Here is a 24474-nt window from a genome sequence, read left to right as displayed (position 1 = left end):
GGAGCGTAATAGCTCCTTTCTCTTATTTTAAATACGTATTAAACCAATTTAAGATTGAATCATATAATATTTCTTGATTCTCTTTACGCGTTAAATAATGACCATCGTTATTAAATAAAATCAATTTACCTTCTTTATTTAATTCCCTCATTGCCATATACATATATATACTTTGATACCAATTTATATTATAATCAGATTTACCAGCCCACAACAATAAAGGCGTTTTCATGTTTTCCACCTGATAGAAAGGTGAGTTTCTTATATAGTTATTTTTATCCGTATAATAACTTTCTTTCATTCGAAACTGCTGACTTTCTAACCTCCATGCTTGCTCTCTAAACCAACCTTCCCATTGTACATCATGCGACCAAGAAACCAAATCCATCACGCCAGAACCCGCTACAATTGCCTTAAACAAATTGGAATGTGTTGCTATAAATGCCGCTTCATAACCACCAAACGAATGCCCTATTAATCCTAATCTATTCTTGTCAATATAAGATCGACTTACTAGTTCTTCTACACTATTTTCTATATTCACGACAATTGATTCACCTAAATTTCCTATTTGATAATCTAAATTGGGTAAAAAAACAAAATACCCATCCAATACGTAATTAAGAATATTAAAACCGTCTTCGGTATATTTTGTTGGACTTGCAAACTGATTTACTTTATACGTCATATTCTCGTATACATAGTAAATAACAGGATATTGCTTGGTAGGATTAAAATTAGTTGGGTAAAGTAAAATCCCTTTCGATTTATTTCCTTTTATGTTCTTGTATTCTATACTTTCACTTATACCTAAATCTAACTTTGCCAAATCGGGGTTACTTTGATATACTATCTTTCTTTTTTTCGTAGCCAAATCTATACGTTCGATAACTGGAGATAAGTTATACCTAAACTTCTTAAAAAAACAAGTTTGCTTGTTAATACATACAGCATTTTCAATCGTATAGGATTCGAAGACAATTGGTACAATCTTACCTTTTTCAAAAAAAGCAAAACCATTTTGCTCATCTTTATTCGATAGATCTAACATCAACTTTTGATTGATATCAATGTGAGAGGTATTTTTTCGTTCTTTTTTATTAAATCTATAACTTATATCCCCATTAGTAGCTGTTAACCTTTTAGCAGTACCATTTTTTATATCATACATCCAAATATCAAACTCATCATACACAAACACTTCATTTTCATCCATAGACCACCCTTCTACTCCATATGGTGTTGGATGTTTATAATACATATCGTTTGTTTTATATAAAGAATAATTTGATGGTATGGTGATATCAAAGTACTTATCATTTTCTGTATCATATCCCCACCATTTTTTATCTTTAAAATACATGATATATTTTCCACTCGGCGAAAACGAAAGATAGTCGTAAGAAAAATAATGTGCAGGAACAATTAACTTCTCTTCTCCTTTTTCATAATTTTTTAGGTATAAATCGGCAACAGTATATTGTTCTGTAGAAGGTTCATTTTCTAAAAAGTCATACGCTAATGCATAATTAAAATTAGGTTTAATGATAACAGCATTCAATTTATTTGAAGTAATGATAGAAAATTCATTCGTTTTTGTATCCCATCTTATGCTCTGTTTATTCAAAACATATTCTTCAGCAACAGCTTTTCTAGGTGCGATTAAAGCATCTTGGGTATCCCAAATACTGTAATTATCATTTTTACTCTTTACGATATCTACATTAAAAAAGACTATTCCGTTACGATCACTAGTAGTATCAAAACCATTTATTTTACGAACTACCTCATCAGAAAATAATGTTTTACAAGCCAAAGATTTTACCTCCTTATTTTGGGTATTAATCGTGTAAAGTATCCCTCCGTCAACCGTGTTTTCTAGTAGAAGTATACTTTTTTGATCGCTTTGCCATCCTAATATCTTTACTTCATTTTTTGGGCTTATAAAGAGAGACTGCTGATTTTCTGAACCCGATTTCCATTTTTTTAATGTTTTAGTATTAGAATCCGTATTTGATGTTAGAAAAATTAAATCATCTTTGACGGGATGCCACTGGTAGTTTTCTACATCGTGTATCGTATATGACTTGTTACTCTTCAAATCAAGTAACTGTAAATCTTTTTTCTCTTTTTCGCCCTTTCTTAGGTATGAAATTATCGTTTGATCATGATTTGTAAAATATCTTTTATGTAGTACCTCAACTTGCAAGATTGTTTTTAATGTTTTTAAATCAATTAGATGCAAATTTGATTTATCATCAACAAAAGATAGTATATCATTATTTTTCAAAAATTTCAAAAGAATGATTGAACCCAATTCTTTTCTAACACCTGATTCTGTCTGTATAAGTATAACATTATTTTTATCTTGCATATCATTTACAACAACCCACTTTCCATCGCTACTTACGTCTGTAAATAAAGTATGTTTTGTCCAATTCGAAGTTTTTTGAATCTCTTGCGCTTTTGAAAAGTATCCCAAACAGACAAACAGTATAACTAGTATTGAATTGACATATTTAATAGCCATCGTTTTGAGGATTTAGATTAGGATTAATCAATAATTCGTTTTCTGGAATTGGTAAAATTAAATCTCTTGGTTTCCAATTTGATTTTATAGGTTTTAGAGTTTCCTCGGCTATTTTCCAACGTTTCAAATCAAACCATCTGTTTCCATGTTCTGTAAACAATTCTAGTTTTCTTTGAAGTATAAGTTCTTTTTGAATCTCATTTGGATTAGAAGAATTAAACTGATTTAACCCTGCTTTCTCTCGAATGATATTAATTTCTTTTACTGCCAATGCCAATTCATTTGTATGTAAATAAGCTTCTGCTCTCATCAAGATTATTTCTGACAAACCAAATACAATAGAAAACTCTTTGCTTGAACCTGTATTTGCATTTTCTTTATATTTATACGGTATATACCAAGATTGTGTATTTGTTGTATTGCTTACTTTCTTTGTCCAAAATTGTAACCTTTTATCGAGTGGATTAAACAGGTTTATAAAATCTTGTCGTAAAGCTACCCGAGTTGGAGGTCCGCTATTAATAATAAAATATGATCCTTCTAACGTATTTTCACCATTTATGGTCGATGAAAATTGAAATATTGTAGACTTGCTTTCTTTTTTATATTGATTTTCTATTGGTTGTTGAAATGAAAAGTTCTGATTTTGAACAATTCCTTGCGATTCACTCACTACTTTATCCCATTTTTCTTGGTATAAGTACACCTTACTTAATAGGGCTGACACTGCATATATAGTTGCTCTGTTACTCGCAGTAGACGCCACATTATTTACCAATAAACCTTTTGCTTGGAGCAAATCTTTTTCGATATTATCGTAAACAATCTTTATTTCATCACGGTAAACATATCGATTGATTTGATAATTAGATGTAGTGATATAGGGTATTTTACCATATACATTCATCAAATTAAAATGCGTAAATGCTCTAATAAACAACACTTCTGCTATCAATTTATTTTTTAACTCAAGGGATAAATTCGTTGAATTATTTAATGCCTCTATAGCTAAATTTGTTTCATAAATAATTCTATAATTATTTGCCCATATAGACGTTACAAGTGTATTAGAAGGCAATAATTGATGGGAATGAAACATTGAAAGGTTATTGCTCGTAGAACCATAAAAATCAAGTTCATCTGCATACAAACTAAATAATACGCTTGATCCATTTGTACTTCCCGACAACAAACCATCATTTTTCATGTCTTTGTAAATACTCGCAACTGCTGCATTAGCAGTTTGCTCGTTGTTGTAAACCTTTTCAATTTTTATTTCTCCCTTAGGATCATCAGTTTCAATCCAATCATTACAAGCAGCCAATGTGAATATGGCAATCAATAGGATGAATCTATTCATCACATATATTGTTCTATTATTTTTCATGGTTTCAATTTTTTAAAATGAGATAGTTGTTCCAAATGCGATACGCTTTAATGGAGGTAAAAAATCTTCAATTTGTTCGGGATCCCCTCCTTTGTAGTTCGTAAGCGTTAGCAGATTAAAACCTTGTGCATATAAAGCGACTTTATAATTTTTCTTAAGAGGAACATTGTAGTTTATCGAGAGTGATTTTAACCTCACAAAAGAAGCATCACTTACAACTCCAGTACTTGTATAAAAATAATTTTGAGCAACAACAGCATTTGTATTAGAGCCTGTTGTATAAATTTGCGTACGTCCTTCATCTAGAACCGATGTAGGTTGATTAAAGAATGTACCAGCTGCATTTAATGTATGCAATTCGTTATAGGCTTTCTTTTTCGAAAATTGAAAAAGTACCTCAAGATTCCAATTGTTATAACGAATGGTATTTCCTAAACTTCCATACCATTTGGGATTGAAATCCGTATATATTCTACGATCATCGGCACTACTTATTTTTCCATCATTGTTATAATCCTCGAACATATAAGTTCCATTTACAGGGTTTATTCCTATATAATTGTATAGCTTTGTGATATTTATAGATTGCCCAATAACATATTGATTGCTATAACTGGATTGAGCTAGATTTTCGAACGCTTTTAATTCATTCTTTGGAAATGTAATTAAAAAGGATGTTTCCCATTGCCATTTATCTTTCTTAATATTGGTTGAATGGAGAGCAATTTCTAATCCTTTATTAACCACTACTGCATCCAAATTTGCTTGAATTGTTTTAAACCCTGTTGTATCAGGTAACGAATAGCCTATTAGCTGATTATTGGATTGATTGTGGTAATAGTTTACTTCAAGATTTAATCTATTTTTCAGAAAAGCCAATTCTATTGCTCCTTCTATCTTTCGATTTTTTTCCCATGAAAAATTCGGATTATGTAAACGAGAAGGTGTTAAATAGGTTGTTCCATCATAACCGTCTTGTTTTATAGAATATGTACTCAAATACTGATAATCCCCTATTTGGTCGTTTCCAGTAATTCCATAACTCCCTCTCAATTTACCGAAACTCAACCACGATTGATCACTCAAAAAATGTTCTTTCGAAAAAATCCAAGCAGCGCCTATTGCACCAAAATTTGCTAACTTATTGGCTTCTCCAAATCGACTTGATCCATCTCTTCTTGCTGTAAGATTAAGAATATATTTTTGATACAAACTGTAATTAAATCGTCCATAGACCGCATTGTATTTATATTGTGAAGAAATATCTTGCAGAAATTGAAATGCTTTTGCTGCGCTCATCACATTCATTAGTGCATTATCTGCAAAGCCAACTCCTCTTGTAACCAACTGATTTTGTTCGTTCATCATAAAAGTTGCTCCTACATTCAAGTTAATTTCACTATTTGTCCAACTAAGATGATAATCCAACTGCGGTTCTATTGACCATACTTCTTTTTCATTCTCATTCATTATGACACTACTATCGGCACTTGTATTACCATAAGCAGGATTTCTTACTGTATGTGGATTGAAACTTTTATCTTTTAAAATTGAATGATTGTAACCTAAATTCGTTTTAAATGTTAATTGATCCGTTAAAGCATAGCTCATATTAAAGCTGGTATTCAACACATTTGCATGACTACGATATGTACTATAAGTAGATGCTATAGGGTTTGTCCATGTATTATTTTCCCAATTTAGATTTCCATTTTCATCGAATAAAGCGGGTGCATTGGGAGCTAATTTTTTAGCTGTACGCGCTAAATTTTCTATTGGTAATATATTGTTATCTTCCCCATAAATTAGGACAGTACCTACTTTAAATCTATTGTCTTTAGAAGAATGATTAAGATTAATAAAGGCATTCAGTTTTTTATAGCTATAATCCCCATATAAAACAGACGTTTCTTTCATAAAATTGGTGCCAATCATAAAACTTGTTTGCTCATCACCACCCATAATATTTAGTCTTGTATTATTGGTTGTACCAGTATTCCCTATTAGTACTTTTTGCCAATCGGTGTATCGCGTTTGATCCCATGCTCCATTAATATCATACGCATTTGTTGGGTAGTTTGTAATCCCATCATTTGCAAACGCTTTCTTTCTCATCATGAGGTATTGTTCTGTATTTAGAAGATTTACTTTTTTTGTAATGGAATTGACACTAATTGAAGAATCTATATTAAATGTAGTTTTTCTCTTTTGTCCCTTTTTAGTCGTTATCAAAATCACCCCATTTGCACCACGCGAACCATAAATAGCAGTAGCATCCGCGTCTTTTAAAACTTCAATCTTCTCTATTGATTTTGGATCGATAGAATTTAACGGATTAATGTTTGAATTGGGCATTACGGTATTGGAGATACTGGTGTAAGACATCGAATTCATATCAAACGGAACCCCATCTATTATAAACAAAGGATCATTCCCCGCATTTATACTATTCTGTCCTCTTAACCGAATGGTATAACCACCACCTGCTGTTCCTGTAGTTGGCGTAATTTCTAAACCTGCAACTCTACCCTGCAAGGCATCTAACACATTATTCACAGGCTGATTCTCAATTTCTTTAGCCGTTACACGTGCAATTGACCCCGTTCGTTCTTTATCCTTTACGGAGTAGTATCCTGCATTGATCACCACATCTTTCAGCTGAATACTCTCCTCTTCTTTTGTGAAACGTACATTGATCACGCTTCTATTCAATACCTCTTCTTCTCGAATAGGAAAATCCAATTGCTCAAAAATTAGTTTAGCATCATCATGTTGTAAGGTCAACGAATAATGTCCATTGTCATCGGTATAGGTAGAATTATCGGTTCCCTCCTCCTTTACCATTACGCCCACCAGTGGGATTTGAAGTTCTTTTACCGTTCCAGTCACGGTTTTTCCTGTTTGTGCCAACAAGGGTGTTACACAAAACAATCCCAATAGCACACTTATTATATGCCTATTGAGTTTGAAGTAAAATTTTTTCATAATTTTACAATAGTTTTTTAAAATTCAACATTAGTTTTAAAAGCCTCTCCTTTTCCTATACATCGCGCCAACTTTGTTTTGGGGAAAGGAAGTTTTTGTTTTTAAGTTATAAGTTTTACGCTTAACGTTTTACGTATTTTGTCATTCTGAGCCTGTCGAAGAATCTCATCTCGTTGGTATTCTTAGCTTGTCGAAAAATTTCTTCCTTTCATTTTTTTGAGCATCCAAAAAAACGAAACAAAAAAAGATGCCGACAGTAGTCTCTCAATGATTCAACTAAATAAATTATTTCCATAAAGTTGGCAACTCACTCCACTCAAACACTCCAACTTTTTTATTCCAATAATTTAGAGTTGAATTACATTTCGATTCTAAATCGTCGGATTTTTAATTCTTATTTATATACTCAAATTCACTTTTAACAACGAGTTTAGAAACGGTCATTGCTGAAAAGTCGAGTGTCAATTAGGCGTAAAGAGCGTTAAAATGATTTATGTTCGCATTTCATATGCGAATGTTCTAAAGCATTTAGCGAGTAGCCGTTATTGACCGACTTGTAACAATTTTACCTAAGCTCCACTGGAGCTTCTCCTCTTAATCTCAAATGTTTTTGTGTCAAGACAAAAATGAACGTAATAAAATAATAACTCATGAATAAAAATGAACGTAATAAAATAATGAACTTCTAATTATCTTCTTATTATCACAAATTCCATTTAGAATTTCATCTCTATTATCACGCGCGCGTGAGCTCGTCTACTTTTATCCTATATTCCTCTTAAAATATCCCCCTCCGACAGGTTTTAAAAATTACATTAATAAATGAAAACTAAAAATTAACACTAATCATTTTATGAAGATCATTTATACTCTTTGAGTTGTCTTCGGGGGATAGAGTGTGAATCTGTTTACTCTTTCATAATTTTACATAAGTTTTTTAAATTCAACATTAGTTTTAAAAGCCACTCCTTTTCCTGTACATCGCGCCAACTTTGTTTTTGGGAAAGGGGTTTTTGTTTTTACGGTTTATGTGATACGCTTAACGTTTTACGTTTTTATTCTTATTATATTCAAATTCACTTTTTATAACGGATTTTAGAGTCGACATACGATTTGCAGACGAGTTTCAATCCATTGAAACAAGCGTAAAAAAGATTAGTGAGCGTATGCGAAACATTTAATCTTTTTAGTGCGTGAAATGGGAATTGAACGTCGAAAATCGCGGTCTTGATTTTTTTGGTTCGTTTTTTCATCAAGGAAAAAATGAATGTAAAATACTTTCTATCACTTTTTTATTCATTACTTATCTATTTTAATTATCAGTATTCATATGCCCTTCGGGGAAATGAGCAAAAAAGTAATCAAAAAACTCTTGGCCGTAAACCTCTCTACTAAAAATGTTTTCACTCCACTAAACTTTTTACAAACCCTACGGGCTAAAAACTTTTTAACGTTACATTCAACCATTTTCTTAACGTGAGAGTTTTAATGCCAGTTTCTTCATCCTTTTTCAATATTCAAATTCGTTATCACTTTCAACAACTCTAATATCTCAATTCTCAATTCTCATATCTAACATCTAATCTGTACTTATTACATACTACAATCCTCTCAATACTAAAATCTCACGTCTCACATCTAAATAATAGGTAGCAGAACCCCAATAAATTTGGAAAATGATATTAAACGTTTTACATTTAGTGTGCGAATAAAAAAGATAAAACGAATGCTTTCAAAGTCTCATTACCGAGGCTCTGATAGAGAGCGTGTAAAGAAAGGATAGCCCTTTTCTTTACGATCCGTTAAATGTTATAAAACGGAGATTTGTTCTTTAAAAGAATTAGTAACACCAACAGACTTTGTCTGGCGGTTTTTTACGGATGAATGGAAATTGTTTCGTTCTCATTTTGTGTTGGGTTTTATGGAACGATGTCTTCTATTCTTGATAGAAGTAGAAATAAAAAGTCAGAGAAACGATTTACACTCCTTCATTATCGTGAGGAAATCCGGTAAGAAAACCTTTAGAGTAAACTCTTGCCCAATGAAGTACAAACGCATAAATCGCCCTCTGGAATTATCGCAAATATATGAAAATCCCAGTGTATTGGGCGACTTTTTGTACTCTCTAGGGCTTATAATTTACCGGATTATTCCCGAATAGAGAGACATCATTTCGTTAAGTCAAATAGCCTTAACTAATTGTGTCGCTTTAAACATATATCAAATATACAATGTTTGACATTAAACGACAAACTTTTTTAATAAATATTTTAAATTATATGAAAATTAATCGATTAGATATTGTTTTTAAAGAAAGAAATGTACAAAATAGAGTCATTGCTAAATTTATTGGTAAAACTGAATTTACAATATCTAAATGGCGAAATAACAAAAGACAACCTTCTTTGGAAGAACTAATTGAGATTGCAAAATTACTAAGAGTAAGTATTTATGATTTAATAGAACCAACAAACTGGGACAATGAAAAATCTGAAACTTACGAGGAGTTTGTGAAAAAAGTAAAAGACATTAAATAATTAAAAACGTTTAGTTTAAAATAAAAATCTTAAATTCGAAATGAATATAAGTCATAGGCATGACGTTCATTTATTACTCAGGTGTTAGATTTTAGGTTAAAAGTTCACCTGAGTTTTTTATTTATACGTAAATTAATATAAGTAAAGGGCTTCTATATAGAAGCCCTTTACTTATTTACACAACAATGGTTATAAATTAGATTTTTTTATATATTTGTTATTTACGAAACTAAAGCTATAGTATTCGTAAAAAAATGTTATGTATAATACAAATAACCCCTCAAATTTATGAGTGAAGTAAAAGATACAAAGTCATTTTCAATTAACGATATTCTTTCATGGAAAGATAATGGCGAATTAATATTATCACCAAAATATCAGAGAAATAAAGTTTGGAATCTAAATGCAAAATCTTATTTAATAGATACAATATTAAGAGGCTATCCTATTCCTCAAATTTTCATTAGACAACAAATCGACATAGCAACTAGAAAGACTTTTAGAGAAGTAATTGACGGGCAACAACGTATTACTGCAATTTTAGAATATTTCGATAATCAGTTTAAAATCCAAAAATCACATAATAAAGAATTTGCCAACTTAACATATACTGAACTTCCAGATGCTGAAAAGGAAAATTTTTTAAACTATAACATAAGTTTCGAGATTGTAAAACTTAAAGACGACTCTAAAATATATGAAATGTTTGCTAGATTAAATACAAACAATATAGCATTAAATAAACAAGAGTTAAGAAACGCTCAATATTGGGGTGAATTTAAAGTTTTCATTCTAAGAAAATCATCTGACTTTAAAAATATTTTTATTGATAAGAAAATTTTCAAGGATAAGGACTTAAGTAGAATGGCAGATGTAGACTTTATGAATTCGTTAGTTATTAATTTAATTGATGGTATTGTCACTGACAGCAATACAAAAACTGAATCGGCTTATAAAAAATATGACAAAGAATTTCTTAATCAAGATTTAATTGAGGAAAAATTAAATCGCATTTTCTTCATCATTGAAAGTATTTTTTATAACCAGTTATTTAATTCAAAAATATTTTATCGTAAAAATTATTTTTGGACTTTATTTGTAACGCTTAACCATCAATTGTTTGGTAATCTAGATGTTTCAATTCCTAGAAATCCAAAATTTGATAATCATAATTTTGATACTAATATTAATTCATTCATAAGTAAACTTTCGCTGTTTGAATCAGAATTTTTAAATGCTGAATATGATTCTGAAAATGCACCACATAATGTTTTAGAATTTGAAAAATATCATCGTACAAGAACTACGAGTAAAGATGAAAGAATAACTAGAGTAAGAATACTTTCAGAATTTTTAATGGATTAGAATGAATAACCAAGATTTAATTGATGAAATTGATAAGTGGAACGCTGTATTCTCATCAGCTTTAACAATTGATAGTTCCTTATATGAACTAGCTTTTTTTAAAATATTTATAAAATTTGAAAAATTTCTTTCAGATTCATTTGAGAATTATGCTATAGGAAATTCAAGTATTCATGGATATTGTCCACCAAGAAGATTAACTTTTGATGATTTAGAACACTTAAATAAAGTTATAAAAAAAGAAAATAGATCGTTTGTAAATCATTTTGAGGTTATTAAAAATATTTCTGATTGCTTTTTTACAAACAATCCATTTGATATAATTAAAACAGACCCCAATTATTCAAATATTATTAATCAAATGAAAGTTATTCGAGATTATATTGCTCATGAAAGTACTGCGGCAAAGCAGAAATATATAGTTAATATATTAAATAACAGACTATTTATCGAACCTCATCAACATTTACTTTCTATAAAAAGAGGCACAAGTCTATCCTATTATACATACTATATTAATTCCATTAAAGATATAAGTAACTTCATAATCAATACGCCAGTAAGCGCGTAAATAGTTCTTTACATAATAACTAAGCTATTATCTTGCCCTGAGGGCATGAGAGTATTGAAATTACTGAATACAAATAACAAATAAAAGTAGTAAAGTAAAGCCTGTTGAACCCTTCGATAAACTCAGGACAGGCTCACCGAAGTTAGCTTTTAATTCTTATGGAGTTATCTAAGTTTGTTTTAAACTACACAAGCAGTATTTTATATGATTACTGCTTTTTTTGTGCTTATTTAAAATGCGAAGTAGTAAAAACTATAAAAAACACAAAATAGTATAAATAATAACCTCTTTAAAAGCGGGTTTAGGGAGGTTTTTTGTTTTATATGAAACCGTAGTATATAAAACTCTTTATAAAAAACATTCGTTTTAATTCTTCTACAATCATTTAAATTGATTCAATTTTTAATTGTTCTTATAGTCGTAATCATTACCTTTATTCCAAAGTAGATGCTATGTGTTTTCATGTAAAAGTGACCAAAACAAAAGAACAGATTGAAAAGAAATCGAGGTTGAAATTCAAACCCGAGGTTACATTTACGCCAAATCCTCATTTCAAAGGTTTTGATCATCCAAAGTTGCCTGTTATCACTAATCAACAAGATTATATTCATTTGTTCGAGTGGGGTTTAATTCCGCATTGGGCTGGAAATGATTTTAATTCGAATAACACCTTAAACGCACGTATTGAAACTATAGATGAAAAACCATCTTTTCGAGATGCTTACACCAATCGTTGTGTGATATTGGTTGATGGCTTTTATGAATGGCGACACGAAGGCAAAGACAAAATCAAATATGATATCGGAATCAACAATAATCTGATGTGTTTAGCAGGATTATATTCTGATGATACGTTTACGATAGTTACAACTGAAGCTGTCGGCATTATGGATTATATCCACAATACTAAACATCGTATGCCAATAGTCCTAAATGATGATGAAAACTTAATGAATTGGCTTAATTGTAAACCAATTGTTCCGTTTACTGATTTCAGCTACCAGCGTGAAGATGGTCAAGTGAGTTTATTTGGATAATTCGGATTTTATATGTCGAAATAAGATTTTTCGGACATCCTTATTATCTTGTTTTTGTTCAATAAATGATTTCATTTCGTCTAGATTCTCAATTAAATGATCGCAATAGCCAAATCCTTTGTAAACTCCTTTTTCAATTAATACAATACCTTTTTCATTTTCAGTTCTTCCAACCAATTCAAATAAAAAGTCCTTTTTGGGTAAATGCACTGTTTTCAAAAATTGACGAACTCTTTTGTTGTAAAGTTTCACATCTTCCCTATTTATACAAGCTCCGTTACATTCTTCTAAACTATATTGAAAACAACTTGATTTGATTTTATATAAACCATTTACTTTTTGACAAAGCTTATATTTTTCAGTGATATAGAATAAATAATCTTTTGCTTCATTTAACGATGTAAATGAGATAATTTCGTTCCCAGAGTTATCAATTTTCTTCACAATTAATGCATGATAACCATCCGAATTTATTTCTTTATATAATGCGTAAAAGAACTTAATCTTGCGTTGAGCTCGATTAAATATTGGCAGATTTTGTTTGATTAATTCAGATTCTCTCAACAAAGCAATCAATTCATTTCCTGTATTTTCAAATTGTATAGAATGCGTAAAATGTTGTAGCTTGATTTCCTTTTTATCAAGTGATTTGAAATGCTGAATCAATCTTTTTCTGATATCAATACTTTTTCCAATGTAGATAATATCTTGCTTGTCGTTGTATAAATAATACACGCCACAAATATTTTTTGGAACTTTGTCAACCAATGTTTTCAATCTATCATTCAGTACCATAGCGCAAATTTACAGAATCAATTTTTAACTTTAATTTTTTAACACTTTTCCGCGACACCTTGTAGCGCTTTATTTGCTCAACTTTGTAACATGATGTATGCTTTAGTTGACTGCAATAATTTTTATGCTTCGTGCGAACGAGTTTTTAATCCAACGCTGAATGGAAAGCCTGTTGTAGTACTTTCTAACAATGATGGTTGTGTAATTGCACGTTCTAATGAAGCAAAAGATTTAGGGATTCCAATGGGTGCTCCTGCTTTTGAATACGAGAATAATTTTAGATTAAATAAAATTAATGTATTCTCTTCAAATTATGCTTTATATGCGGATATGAGTAATCGCGTGATGATGATTTTAAAATCCTATTGTCCTGATATAGAAATTTATTCGATTGATGAATCTTTTCTTCTTTTCAAAGGCTTTGATAACTATGATTTGGTAAATTACGCCCAAGAAATTAAACAAAAAATATATACCATTACCAAAATCCCTGTTTGTATTGGTATTGCTCCTACAAAGGCTTTAGCTAAAGTGGCGAATCGAATAGCAAAGAAATTTCCTAAACATCATAATGGTGTTTATATGATTGATTCGAAAGAGAAAATAAACAAAGCTTTAAAATGGTTAAAATGTGAGGATATCTGGGGAATAGGGCGACGTTTAGCTAAACGTTTATCTTATATCGGATGTCGGAATGCATTTGATTTCACCTTGCTTGAAGATGAATACATCAAACGAAATTTCTCCATCGTTGAATTGCGTTTGAAAAAAGAATTATTAGGCGAAAGCGTCTTAAAATTAGATGAAGTTCAACGCAAAAAATCAATTGCCACAACTCGAAGTTTTGAGAAAACAATCAATGATTATGAAAATCTGAAAGAGCGTGTTTCTACTTTTGCTGTTTCTTGTGCCGAAAAGCTTAGAAAAGAACAATCAAAATGCAACATTATTACTGTTTTTGTGATGACCAATCGTTTTGATGAAAAGCAATCATTTGTTTCAAACTCATTAAGTACAACCTTAGATTTTGATTCGAATTCGAGCATTGTTTTGTCAAAAACAGCTTTATTTTTATTGGATAAATTGGTTCCTGCAGAAGGCAAAGTTCCTGATTATAAAAAAGCTGGCGTTATTGTTTCGGCTATTACACCCGATAATCAAGCACAGATGAATTTATTTCATACAGAATCTCCAAAACATAAAGCGTTGATGAGTGTGATGGATAAATTAAATGCAAATTATGGCGATCATATGCTAAAATTAGCTTCTCAAGATATACATAGAAAATGGAAAATGAAGCAAGAACGATTGTCACCTTGTTACACAACAAGATTTACAGATATTTTAAATGTTTATTAAATGGTACATTTTATTCAAGTTCCGAAATTCTCAGAAGAGTTAATCAATATTCCTATCAAAACAGATGGTGAAAAACGATTTGTTCAATTTTTTGGTGATGTTTCGGCAGGTTTCCCCTCTCCTGCTGCTGATTTTGTACAGAATAATATTAGTTTGGATGAAATTTTACTGAATCATCCCGAAGCAACTTATCTTAATCGTGTGGGTGGCGAAAGTATGTATCCTGAATACCTAAAAGGTGATTTACTTATCATTCGATCTGATATCGAACCCAGACATCATGATGATATTGTAGTATCGGTCAACAATTCCGAATACACGTTCAAACGTTATGATGCCATCAACAAACAATTGATTTCTCTTAATCCGAAATACAAAAATTGTATTCAATTACAAGATGAAGATGTTGTCATTATTTTGGGAGTTGTAACTGATTTGGTGAGGCATAAGAGGAAATAAATCATTTCTAATGTTTTATTTATAATTTATTACATTTTATCCAACTTTAATAAAATCTCAAAATAATGGAAACAAATTTTTATATTATAAACATGCATAAAATACTTAATCTGGCTAGAAATTTACATGAAAAAGGTTACAATAATTTGAGAGTTATACCCTCATTGTCATCGTCAGGAATGTATTGGAGATGTATATTTCTAGTTGATGTGAATGGAAAAAGAAACAATCTTAATATAACAAATTGGATTCATGAATTTTATGATGTTAATCTTAAAGAAATAGATCTTGATGAATTAACGAGATTATTTAGTCGTTCCTTAACAAAACCCACTATTTAATTTATTTTTAAAAACAGGATTAGAAAACAGCATAATTTGTATCTTATAAAATAAGATAATAATTTTCTGTTTCAGTAGTTCCATCATTTTCTTCATGTTCCAAGCGGTTGCAGCTAGTAATGCATTGATTTGTGGTCCCGTTTCTCCCATGAAGTAATTTTTTGCCAGCCTAAAATCGGTTTTTAAATGTCCGATGATAGGTTCTATTGCCGCTCTGGTTCTAAATTTTTTGCGCTTTGTCTGCTTTTGATAAGCAGTGTCTTTTTTTCTTGGAGTGCTTGGGATGGAGATTTTCACGCCCTTTATTTCTGATTTTCCTCTGCCACCTCTATCGTAAACGAGTTCTTTTGGGAGCTTTTGACCACCGGTTTCCATCTGTTCCAAAAGTGGTTCTATGGTGTGACCATCGTAAGGAGTTTGCAAAAATGCTTTAATCCCGAGAATGATTTTCTTGCCTTTGTTGGCGGTGGTTATCAAACCTACCTTATTCCCAAATTCATACTGGCTATGCGCTTTTCCTTTGGCAATACATCGGGTAAAAGGCTTGTGAATGCTGTAAATTTTATCGGCATCGTTTCTTTTTTGTGTGACAACCTTGGTGTACAATGTCATTAAATCTTTATAAAATTCTTGCTGTTCTGCATTAAAATTCCGTTGCAATTCACGAATCAGTCTCATGGCGATGGTTTTGAGCTGTCTTTGAGATTTCCTTGCCGCTTTTGCCCGCTTGGGATGTTTTCCGTTGTAGGTGTTGCGCACCATTTGTTTGCTGACTTTTGTGTAGCGTTGTCTTTGTTTTATGCCTTCATTTCCGGCTATTTTGTTGCAATAATCGATCACTTTTTTGCACAATTTTGCATCGGTAGGAAAAGAGGTATTATTCTCCTGAACGGTAGTATCGGACAAAACAAAATTTGAGGTGTTCGTCTTGGCATCGTGCATTCTTACGCTGTAGGCAAAGATTTTTTCGATGCCTTTTTCGCCAATTCTTTTTCGGAAATGAACAAAATTACTCGGGTCACAAGGAAATTCGTGTTCAAAGAAAACCCTGCCACAAAAATGCTGCATATAAGGATTCATGATCCAGGCTTTTTCCAACGTCTCATCGCCCAAATTATACAAATGTTTCAGTAGCAAACAACCCACCATAAACCGAATCGGATGGCTCGGATTGCCCACTTTGGAATACAAGGACGAAAATTCTTTCTCAAAATAATTCCAATCTATTTTTTCTGAAAGTAGAACAAGTTCATGCTCGTGGTCAATAAAATCCACCAACATTGGGCGGAATAATTCTGGCTTCTTTTCTGGATTTTTCCCCAACATATTTGCAAGGTTTTAAAGCTCTAAGATACAAATTCTTGCAATAAAAAACAAACTTTTTAAACCCAAAATACTAATAATCAGTAAATTATAAGTAGTTTAAGGAGAGACTATTTATTTCAGAAGAAAAAGAATTTCTAAAAAATGCTAAAAGCGAAAATAATCAATATGTTGAATGGTTTAAAAATGTACTTGAAAAAGTAAAAAAAGATGAGTTAACATATGCTTTTTCAGATTTTTATTCATCAACTCATTATTGGAAAACTTCAATCGGAAATAAAATCAAAATTATTCCTGGAGAAGAAAAGTATAATTTTTAAACTAATAAATCAACTTCTAAAAATTCATTGCAACGATAAAATCCAATGATGATTCAGTTTTTCAATAGTATCTGAATCAAAATCAGAACACGTACAAAACGTGACATCAGCATAAACTTGACACATAAATTTAAGTTTTTATAAATATACTTTTTCTTTTCAAAAGCTTCTATCCTATTCTACCTTTTTATTCGTTGTTTATTATCATAGCGTCTTATTTTGTCGCTATACTTCATTATATTTAAAAAACAATAACAAATATGGTTTACCGTAAATAATTATCCGTTATTATGACTTTATTTGCAGTTTAACATTTTGTATATTTACAAATATTTTTAAAAAAAATTCAATGATAAATTATATAATCATCACATTTAAATGTAATTAAATATATAAACATAAAAAATCTAATATTTCCTTAAATTGTATATCAATTAAATATGATCAACCAATACCAAGCTAAATATTACGCCTACGAATTATCTAAAAAATCAACTTCAGATAGTCCAGAGAAGTTCGGAGCTACATTGATGGATGCCAAGGTAGAATTGAATCCCCACCAGGTGGAAGCCGCTTTATTTGCTTTTAAATCACCATATTCTAAAGGAGCTATTCTTGCTGACGAAGTTGGTTTAGGTAAAACCATTGAAGCAGGGATTTTATTAAGCCAAAAATGGGCAGAAGGAAAAAAGAAAATATTAATTATTTGTCCTTCCTCTCTACGTAAGCAGTGGGTAAACGAATTAGAAGATAAATTTTACTTAAAAGCTGAAGTTTTAGATAATATTTCTTACAATAAAAAAGCTAAAGCTGGAATCAAAAATCCATTTGATAATGGCCATACCATAAAAATTTGTAGTTATCAATTTGCTCGTAAACGTGCGGAAGAAATACAATTGACTTCTTGGGATTTGGTTGTATTAGACGAGGCACATTATTTAAGAAATGCTTACAAATACGGAAATGTAACGGCACAGACTATTCAAAATGCAATTCGTGATTATAAAAAAGTTTTACTTACAGCTACTCCTCTTCAAAATAAATTAGATGAATTATATGGTTTAGTTTCTTTTATTGATCCTGAAATATTTGGTGATATTAAAAGTTTTAGGCGCAATTATATCTTAGAATCTGGCAATAGAGATATTGAAGGTTTAAAAGAAAGATTAAATTCAATTGTTCATCGTACGTTACGTAGAGATGTTAAAGAATTTATCAATTACAGAGAACGTATTCCGATTACTCAACAGTTTACTCCATCAAAAGAAGAACAGGAGTTATACGATAAAGTTTTAGAATATCTAAGACAAGAAAGAACTTACGCTTTTCCGCCTGCTCAAAAACATTTAATGCAATCCGTAATATTTAAATTACTGGGTTCATCTTCATTTGCAATAAGTAGAACGTTAGAATCTTTATTAAAAAGGTTAAGAATGCTATTGGAATCTTCTAAAGTGGTTGAAGATGACTTATATGAAATGTTCTTAGAAGAATACGAGAATTTAGATGATGAATTTGATGAAGGTGAAATTATTGATGAAGGTGACTTTAATGAAATTACTTTAGATGATAAAATTGCAATTGAAGAAGAAATTAAGCAATTAGAAGAATTTTTAATACTTGCCAATAGCATACAACATAATGAAAAGGGAGAGAAATTATTAATTGCTTTAGATCAAGGTTTTGCAAAATTAAAAGAATTAGGTGCAAAACAAAAAGCATTAATATTTACAGAATCAACTAGAACACAACAATACTTATTAGAGCGTTTATCTAAAGAAAAATATGCAGGAAGAATTTTAATCTTTAACGGTAATAATTCGGATCCTATATCTAATCAAATTTATCGAGATTGGATTGCAGATGATAAAAATGCAGGAAAAGTAACTGGATCTAAGGCAGTTGATATAAGACAAGCCTTAGTAGATGCTTTTAAAAGTGATCAATACGATATTATGATTGCGACAGAGGCAGCAGCAGAGGGTATCAATTTACAGTTCTGTAGTATGATCGTTAATTACGATTTACCTTGGAATCCACAACGTGTAGAACAGCGTATTGGTCGTTGTCATCGTTATGGTCAAGAATATGATGTGGTGGTTGTAAATTTTCTTAATGCAGCGAATGCGGTAGAAACACGTGTGTACGAATTATTGGAAAATAAATTCCGTTTGTTCGAAGGTGTTTTTGGTTCTTCTGATGAGGTGTTAGGAACAATTGAGAATGGAGTTGATTTTGAAAAAAGAATTATAGAAGTATACAAAAAGTGTCGTACGAAAGAAGAAATAGAAGCATATTTTAATCAATTACAAAATGAATTTGAAGATCAAATTAATCAAAAAGTAAAAGAAGTACAATCTAAATTATTCAATCATTTCGAAGCAAGCGTAATCGAAAAACTTCGTACTACGTATTCAGAAACAAAAGTATTTATTGAAAAATTCGAAAAATGGTTGTGGGAATTAACACAATTCTATCTTAAAAACAAAGCACAATTTATTTTTGATGATTTTACCTTCATTTTAGAAAATGGTGAAAAATATACATTAAATAAAAAGCGTGAAGATGCCAAGCGTTTTCTGATCAATGGTTCGATAGCACAAAAAATAATTAGTCAGGGTAAAAAAGAAAAAACGCCTTTGGCTCATTTGTCATTTAATTGGAGTAACATTAATGTTAAACATACAGATATTAGTAAGCTAAAAGCGAAGTCAGGCGTATTAAGAGTGAGCAATTTAGAGGTTTCATCTGAAATTGAATCGCATTCGGTTTTACTTTTTTCTGGAATAACGGATGAAAACGAAGTCCTAAATGACGATATTTGCCGCTTTATTTTAGGGCTTAATTCTACAATCAATGATTCTTTTAAAGGCGATTTAGATACAATCGATAAACACCATGCTATCATTAAACAAGAAAGGTTAAAATATTTAGAAGATACCGATGCAGCTTTAATGCAACGTGAATTTAAAAAATTCCATAATTGGGCAGATGATAAGATTTTTGAATTAGAATCCGAATTAAAAGAAGCTAAGAAAGAGGAAAAAGAAATTGATAGAGCTGCTATGCAAGAAGGATTATCTGGTGCGGAAGCTTTAGCCATGCAAGAACAATTAGCAAAGGCGAAGAAAAAAGTATCACGCCTGAAAAGAGAAATGTTTGATCGTGAGGATGAAATCAACGAAGAACGCGACCAAATGATTGCTGAAGCGAAGAGTAAATTAAACAGAACTATAACAGAAGAAGAAGTTTTCACCGTTTCTTTTGAATTAATATAAATCGAAGCAATAGTTTGTGTCCGTTAAAAAATAGAAAGTCGCCAAGAGCAAAATGGTGGGATTATACAAATCCTGCAGCATATTTTGTGACGATTTGTACCAAAGACAGATCGCCGATTTTGGGTGAAATAATAAACGGTAAAATGCACCATTCGCATTCAGGTATTATAGCCAATATATTGTGGTATGAAATTAAAAATCATTTTCGCAATGTAGAATTAGACGAATACGTGATAATGCCCAATCACGTACACGGAATTATTATCATAAAACCAACGATGGAAACGGATAATATGGTAGGGACAGGGCGAAATGATATTGTTGTAGGGACAGGGCATGCCCTGTCCCTACAACCACCACCACCACCACCAAATCTATCAACCATTATTGGTTCGTATAAATCAGCGGTAACCAAACATTGTAACCGTTTAGGGTTACCGTCAGGTTGGCAATCTCGTTATCACGATGTCATTATCAGAACAGAAATAGATTATCAACGTATCAAAAAATACATCATCACAAATCCTGAAAATTTGGATACCGATGAATTAGCATAAAAAATAATTGTAAACATGAACAATTACGAAAATTTACAAAAGGTTTTAAAAGAAATATTTGAGATGGATAAGGCGGATTTAGATTTTGGAATCTACCGCATTATGAAACAAAAACGCGATCAGGTAATGGATTTTATCGATCGCAAATTACCAAAAGATATCAAAGATATATTAGCTCAAACACAGTCAAAAGATGCTGTAAGTATTCAAGCAGAAATAGATCAATTGGGTAAATCTTTGGATGATGCGGGTGTTGCTCGTGAATCGGCTCCTAAATATATAGCTTTGAAAGCGCAATTAGAAAATGCGATTGATACCAATGATTTAGAGCAAGAAGTATTCTCGCATTTGGCAAATTTCTTTAAGCGTTATTACAAAGACGGTGATTTTATTTCGTTACGTCGTTACAAGAAAGATGTGTATGCCATTCCTTATGAAGGTGAGGAAGTAAAACTGCATTGGGCAAATCACGACCAGTATTATATCAAAACATCAGAATATCTAAAGAATTACAGCTTTAAATTAAAAGATGGGAAATCGGTTCATTTCCAATTAAAGGAAGCGTCTACTGAACAAAACAACAATAAAGCACAAGGCGATCAAGAACGTCGTTTTGCGATTTATGAGGAACAACCTGTGGAAGTGATTGATGGACAATTATACATCAACTTTACGTATGAACAGCATAAGAAAACGGTAAAACAAGAAGATTTAACTAAACAAATTTTTAAATCTTTACAAAATAACACGCCAAACGAATTCCTTGATATTTTTTCTCCCTACAAAGATATCAATGGAAAAACAAAGACGAGAAAAGAAGATAAAAAGGATGTTGTTTGTGAAATTATATATCATCATTTGAATTCTTTCATCTCGCGTAACAGTTTCGATTATTTCATTCATAAAGATTTAGGTGGATTTTTACGTCGTGAGTTAGATTTTTACATCAAAAACGAAGTCTTATACATCGACGACATCAATACCGAAAATCCTGCTTTTTTTACAGCGCAGTTATCCAAGATAAAAGCGTTGAAGACCGTTGCGACTAAGATTATTACCTTCTTAGCACAGATAGAAGATTTCCAAAAGAAATTATGGCTGAAGAAAAAATTTGTCATCAGTACCAATTACTGCATTACCTTAGACCGTATTCCAGCAAAATACTATCCTGAAATTGTAGCCAACCAAGCACAATTAGACGAATGGAAAGAATTATTCGATGTCACCCTGAGCCCGTCGAAGGGTCCAGAAGCATTGAAAGAGGAACCCTATTTGGTATTGGACACCAAACACTTCTCCGAAGAATTCAAAGATAAATTATTAGCAGAATTCGACAATTTAGACGAAGAAACCAACGGTCTATTAATCAATTCCGAGAATTTACAAGCATTGAATGTGATGCAGGAGAAGTATAAGGAGAAGATTAAAACTGTATATATTGACCCGCCATATAATACTGATGGAGATGGATTCTGCTATAAGGACTCATTTAGAGATTCGTCATGGTGTTCAATGCTTTATGACAGATTATCATATACAAAACCATTGCAAAAAATTGACAGTTCTTTATTTTGTTCAATAGATGAAATCGAACATCATAACTTGCATAACTTACTTTGTAATGAATACGGTAAAGAAAATTATTTAGGAGACTTTGTTTGGTCTGCAGGAAGAAAAAATGATTCAAAATATATTTCAGTCTCTCATGAATATATGAAAGTATTTGTTTTGAATAAAGAATATTTAAAGCAAAATAAGATTGAATGGAAACAAAAGAAAAAGGGACTAGATGATATCTATAAGGAATATAATAGATTAGTAAAATTATTTAAAGAAGATTATCAAACAATCACTTTAGAGCTAAAAAAATGGTTTAAATCTTTACCTGAGTCACATCCATCTAAAGCTCATAAACATTATTCTGTAGTAGATAAAAATGGAATTTATTTCCCTTCAGATATATCTTGGCCTGGAGGTGGTGGTCCTAAATATGATATTTTACATCCTATAACTAAAAAATATGTTAAAATCCCATCACGAGGTTGGATTACAAATGAAATAACATTAAAAGATTGGATTGATAAAGGAATGGTCCACTTTAATGAAGATGAAAACTCTGTACCTTGTTTAAAAACGTATTTAATAGATAGAGAATTTCAAGCTCCATATAGTGTAATATATCAAGATGGTCGAGGAGCAACTAAGCGTGTAAGACACATTTTAAATCAATCTAATTTTGGGTATCCTAAAGATGAAAATGTATTATTAGATACATTTAAAATGGTATTAGATTCAAATGATACAATAATTGATTATTTCGCAGGTACGGCAACAACGGGTCACGCTACGATAAAATTAAACCGTGCGGACCAAGGAAATCGAAAATACATCTTGGTAGAAATGGGTACCTATTTTAATACCGTAACCAAGCCACGTATTCAAAAAGTCATCTATTCCGATAACTGGAAAAATGGGAAACCGCAAGATAAAATAGGTATTTCGCAGATGTTTAAATACCAAGTGTTAGAATCGTATGAAGATGCCTTAAACAATTTGCAGTTACCCAATAAAACCAATGCCGCTTTATTAAACTTTGAGGAGCAAGCACAAGAAGAGTACCTCTTAAATTATATGTTGGATGTAGAAACACAAGATCATCTGTTCAATGTACAAATGTTCCGTAATCCGTTCAATTACCAATTAAAGGTGACCGAGAATAACGAATTAGTGCCTACAAAAGTAGATTTGGTAGAAACCTTCAATTATCTCATTGGCTTGTATGTAGAACGTGTACAACGAGTAGGCGATATCAAGTTTGTAGAGGGTAAAACCAGAGAGGGCATCAAAACTTTGGTCATTTGGCGAAATCTGGAAACCACCAGCAATGAAGAAACTGCACAACGTTTCCGTAAAATCTACGATAGCGTTCGTTCTTCAGAGTTTGACCAAATTTACATCAACGGCGATCATCATTTCGATAATATGCGTACAGGTGAAGATACCTTCAAAGTAAAATTGATAGAAGAAACCTTCTTTAAGCAAATGTTTAATGTTTCGGAATTGTAAAATTTACATAATAAAATAAACCTATAAGTTGATTTTATGAAAATAGTTAATATATTTGCAAACAGATTGTTCGCACTTCACTATCAAAACGAGACGTATAATGAATACGATCGTTTGATGGATTTGTGGGACGATACTACATATATTTATGATTTTTTAAAGGAGAATGTAGCTGATATTCCGAAAGGAAAAAATATAAAGGATATTGCAGAAGATATTATAGAGGATGCTTATGCTATCGAGGATACGTTATTAGAAATTACAGAAACATCAGACAAAACTTTATCACAATTTTTCAAGCCATTATACAACCAAGAGTATCAACTAAAAGTTTTGTCTTTACAAAAAGGTCGAGAAGATTACCTTAGAATTTACGCTATTAGAATAGACGATGATACTTTTGTAATAACAGGTGGAGCAATAAAATTACCATTGCACCATTTAATGGATGATCGACCACACACAAGATTCGAATTGCAAAAGTTAGAAAACGTAAAAGCCTTTCTTAATGAGAATGGAATTTTTGACGACGATTCATTTTTTGAATTTTTAAATGAAAATTAA

15 protein-coding genes are annotated in these 24474 nt (G+C 31.3%); 10 read left to right on the top strand and 5 right to left on the bottom strand.

What is annotated here, in order from left to right:
• Window positions 1-22: 22 nt before the first annotated feature.
• The 3 genes from FH779_RS07570 to FH779_RS07560 are packed head-to-tail and all read right to left on the bottom strand — an operon-like array spanning window position 23 to window position 6902.
• Window positions 23-2530 carry an alpha/beta hydrolase family protein gene (locus tag FH779_RS07570; RefSeq protein WP_180906612.1) on the bottom strand — a complete coding sequence of 836 codons (2508 nt, stop codon included), beginning with the start codon at window positions 2528-2530 and terminating at the stop codon, window positions 23-25.
• Window positions 2520-3917 carry a RagB/SusD family nutrient uptake outer membrane protein gene (locus tag FH779_RS07565; protein WP_180906611.1) on the bottom strand — a complete coding sequence of 466 codons (1398 nt, stop codon included), beginning with the start codon at window positions 3915-3917 and terminating at the stop codon, window positions 2520-2522. The genes FH779_RS07570 and FH779_RS07565 overlap by 11 nt, the downstream gene beginning before the upstream one ends.
• A gap of 12 nt (window positions 3918-3929) precedes the next feature.
• Window positions 3930-6902, bottom strand: coding sequence for a SusC/RagA family TonB-linked outer membrane protein (locus tag FH779_RS07560; RefSeq protein ID WP_180906610.1), 2973 nt, complete (start codon window positions 6900-6902; stop codon window positions 3930-3932).
• Window positions 6903-9181: 2279 nt separating this feature from the next.
• Here FH779_RS07560 and FH779_RS07555 point away from each other — a divergent pair.
• From FH779_RS07555 to FH779_RS07540, 4 genes are all read left to right on the top strand, one after another.
• Window positions 9182-9439, top strand: a complete 258-nt coding sequence (locus tag FH779_RS07555) for a helix-turn-helix transcriptional regulator (RefSeq protein WP_180906609.1) — start codon at window positions 9182-9184, stop codon at window positions 9437-9439.
• A 288-nt stretch (window positions 9440-9727) separates the two neighbouring features.
• Window positions 9728-10804, top strand: a complete 1077-nt coding sequence (locus FH779_RS07550; protein ID WP_159155288.1) for a DUF262 domain-containing protein — start codon at window positions 9728-9730, stop codon at window positions 10802-10804.
• A 1-nt stretch (window position 10805) separates the two neighbouring features.
• The gene (locus FH779_RS07545) at window positions 10806-11375 is read left to right on the top strand and encodes a hypothetical protein (protein WP_180906608.1); all 570 of its coding nucleotides are present in this window, start codon (window positions 10806-10808) and stop codon (window positions 11373-11375) included.
• Window positions 11376-11827: 452 nt separating this feature from the next.
• Complete coding sequence (locus FH779_RS07540; RefSeq protein WP_038330378.1) at window positions 11828-12412, top strand: SOS response-associated peptidase; 585 nt, start codon at window positions 11828-11830, stop codon at window positions 12410-12412.
• On the opposite strand, the gene FH779_RS07535 is transcribed toward FH779_RS07540, so the two are convergent.
• Window positions 12401-13207, bottom strand: a complete 807-nt coding sequence (locus FH779_RS07535; RefSeq protein ID WP_180906607.1) for a GIY-YIG nuclease family protein — start codon at window positions 13205-13207, stop codon at window positions 12401-12403. The genes FH779_RS07540 and FH779_RS07535 overlap by 12 nt on opposite strands.
• A gap of 90 nt (window positions 13208-13297) precedes the next feature.
• On the opposite strand from FH779_RS07535, the gene FH779_RS07530 reads away from it, so the two are divergent.
• Together FH779_RS07530 and FH779_RS07525 are read left to right on the top strand one after the other, a co-directional pair.
• Window positions 13298-14566 (top strand): Y-family DNA polymerase, encoded by a 1269-nt coding sequence (locus FH779_RS07530; protein WP_317169021.1) that lies wholly within the window; start codon window positions 13298-13300, stop codon window positions 14564-14566.
• On the top strand, window positions 14567-15025 hold the full coding sequence (locus FH779_RS07525; RefSeq protein WP_180906606.1) for a LexA family protein: 459 nt from the start codon (window positions 14567-14569) through the stop codon (window positions 15023-15025).
• Window positions 15026-15345: 320 nt separating this feature from the next.
• On the opposite strand, the gene FH779_RS07520 is transcribed toward FH779_RS07525, so the two are convergent.
• Window positions 15346-16692: an IS5 family transposase gene (locus tag FH779_RS07520; RefSeq protein WP_180904470.1), complete on the bottom strand. Its 1347-nt coding sequence runs from the start codon at window positions 16690-16692 to the stop codon at window positions 15346-15348.
• Between the two features lie 757 nt (window positions 16693-17449).
• Between FH779_RS07520 and FH779_RS07515 the strand changes: the two genes are divergently transcribed.
• From FH779_RS07515 to FH779_RS07500, 4 genes are read left to right on the top strand one after another with little or no spacing between them, the layout of a single operon-like run.
• Window positions 17450-20287, top strand: a complete 2838-nt coding sequence (locus tag FH779_RS07515; RefSeq protein ID WP_180906605.1) for an SNF2-related protein — start codon at window positions 17450-17452, stop codon at window positions 20285-20287.
• Window positions 20288-20301: 14 nt separating this feature from the next.
• Window positions 20302-20844 carry a transposase gene (locus FH779_RS07510; RefSeq protein WP_180906604.1) on the top strand — a complete coding sequence of 181 codons (543 nt, stop codon included), beginning with the start codon at window positions 20302-20304 and terminating at the stop codon, window positions 20842-20844.
• A 15-nt stretch (window positions 20845-20859) separates the two neighbouring features.
• Window positions 20860-23910, top strand: a complete 3051-nt coding sequence (locus tag FH779_RS07505) for a site-specific DNA-methyltransferase (RefSeq protein WP_180906603.1) — start codon at window positions 20860-20862, stop codon at window positions 23908-23910.
• A gap of 36 nt (window positions 23911-23946) precedes the next feature.
• Window positions 23947-24474 carry a hypothetical protein gene (locus FH779_RS07500; protein WP_180906602.1) on the top strand — a complete coding sequence of 176 codons (528 nt, stop codon included), beginning with the start codon at window positions 23947-23949 and terminating at the stop codon, window positions 24472-24474.

The sequence above is a fragment of the Empedobacter falsenii genome, assembly GCF_013488205.1.
In the GTDB taxonomy this organism is placed as follows: domain Bacteria; phylum Bacteroidota; class Bacteroidia; order Flavobacteriales; family Weeksellaceae; genus Empedobacter; species Empedobacter falsenii_C.
The sequence above is the reverse complement of the archived record's forward strand: the minus strand, read 5'-3'. Positions and strand labels throughout refer to the sequence as shown.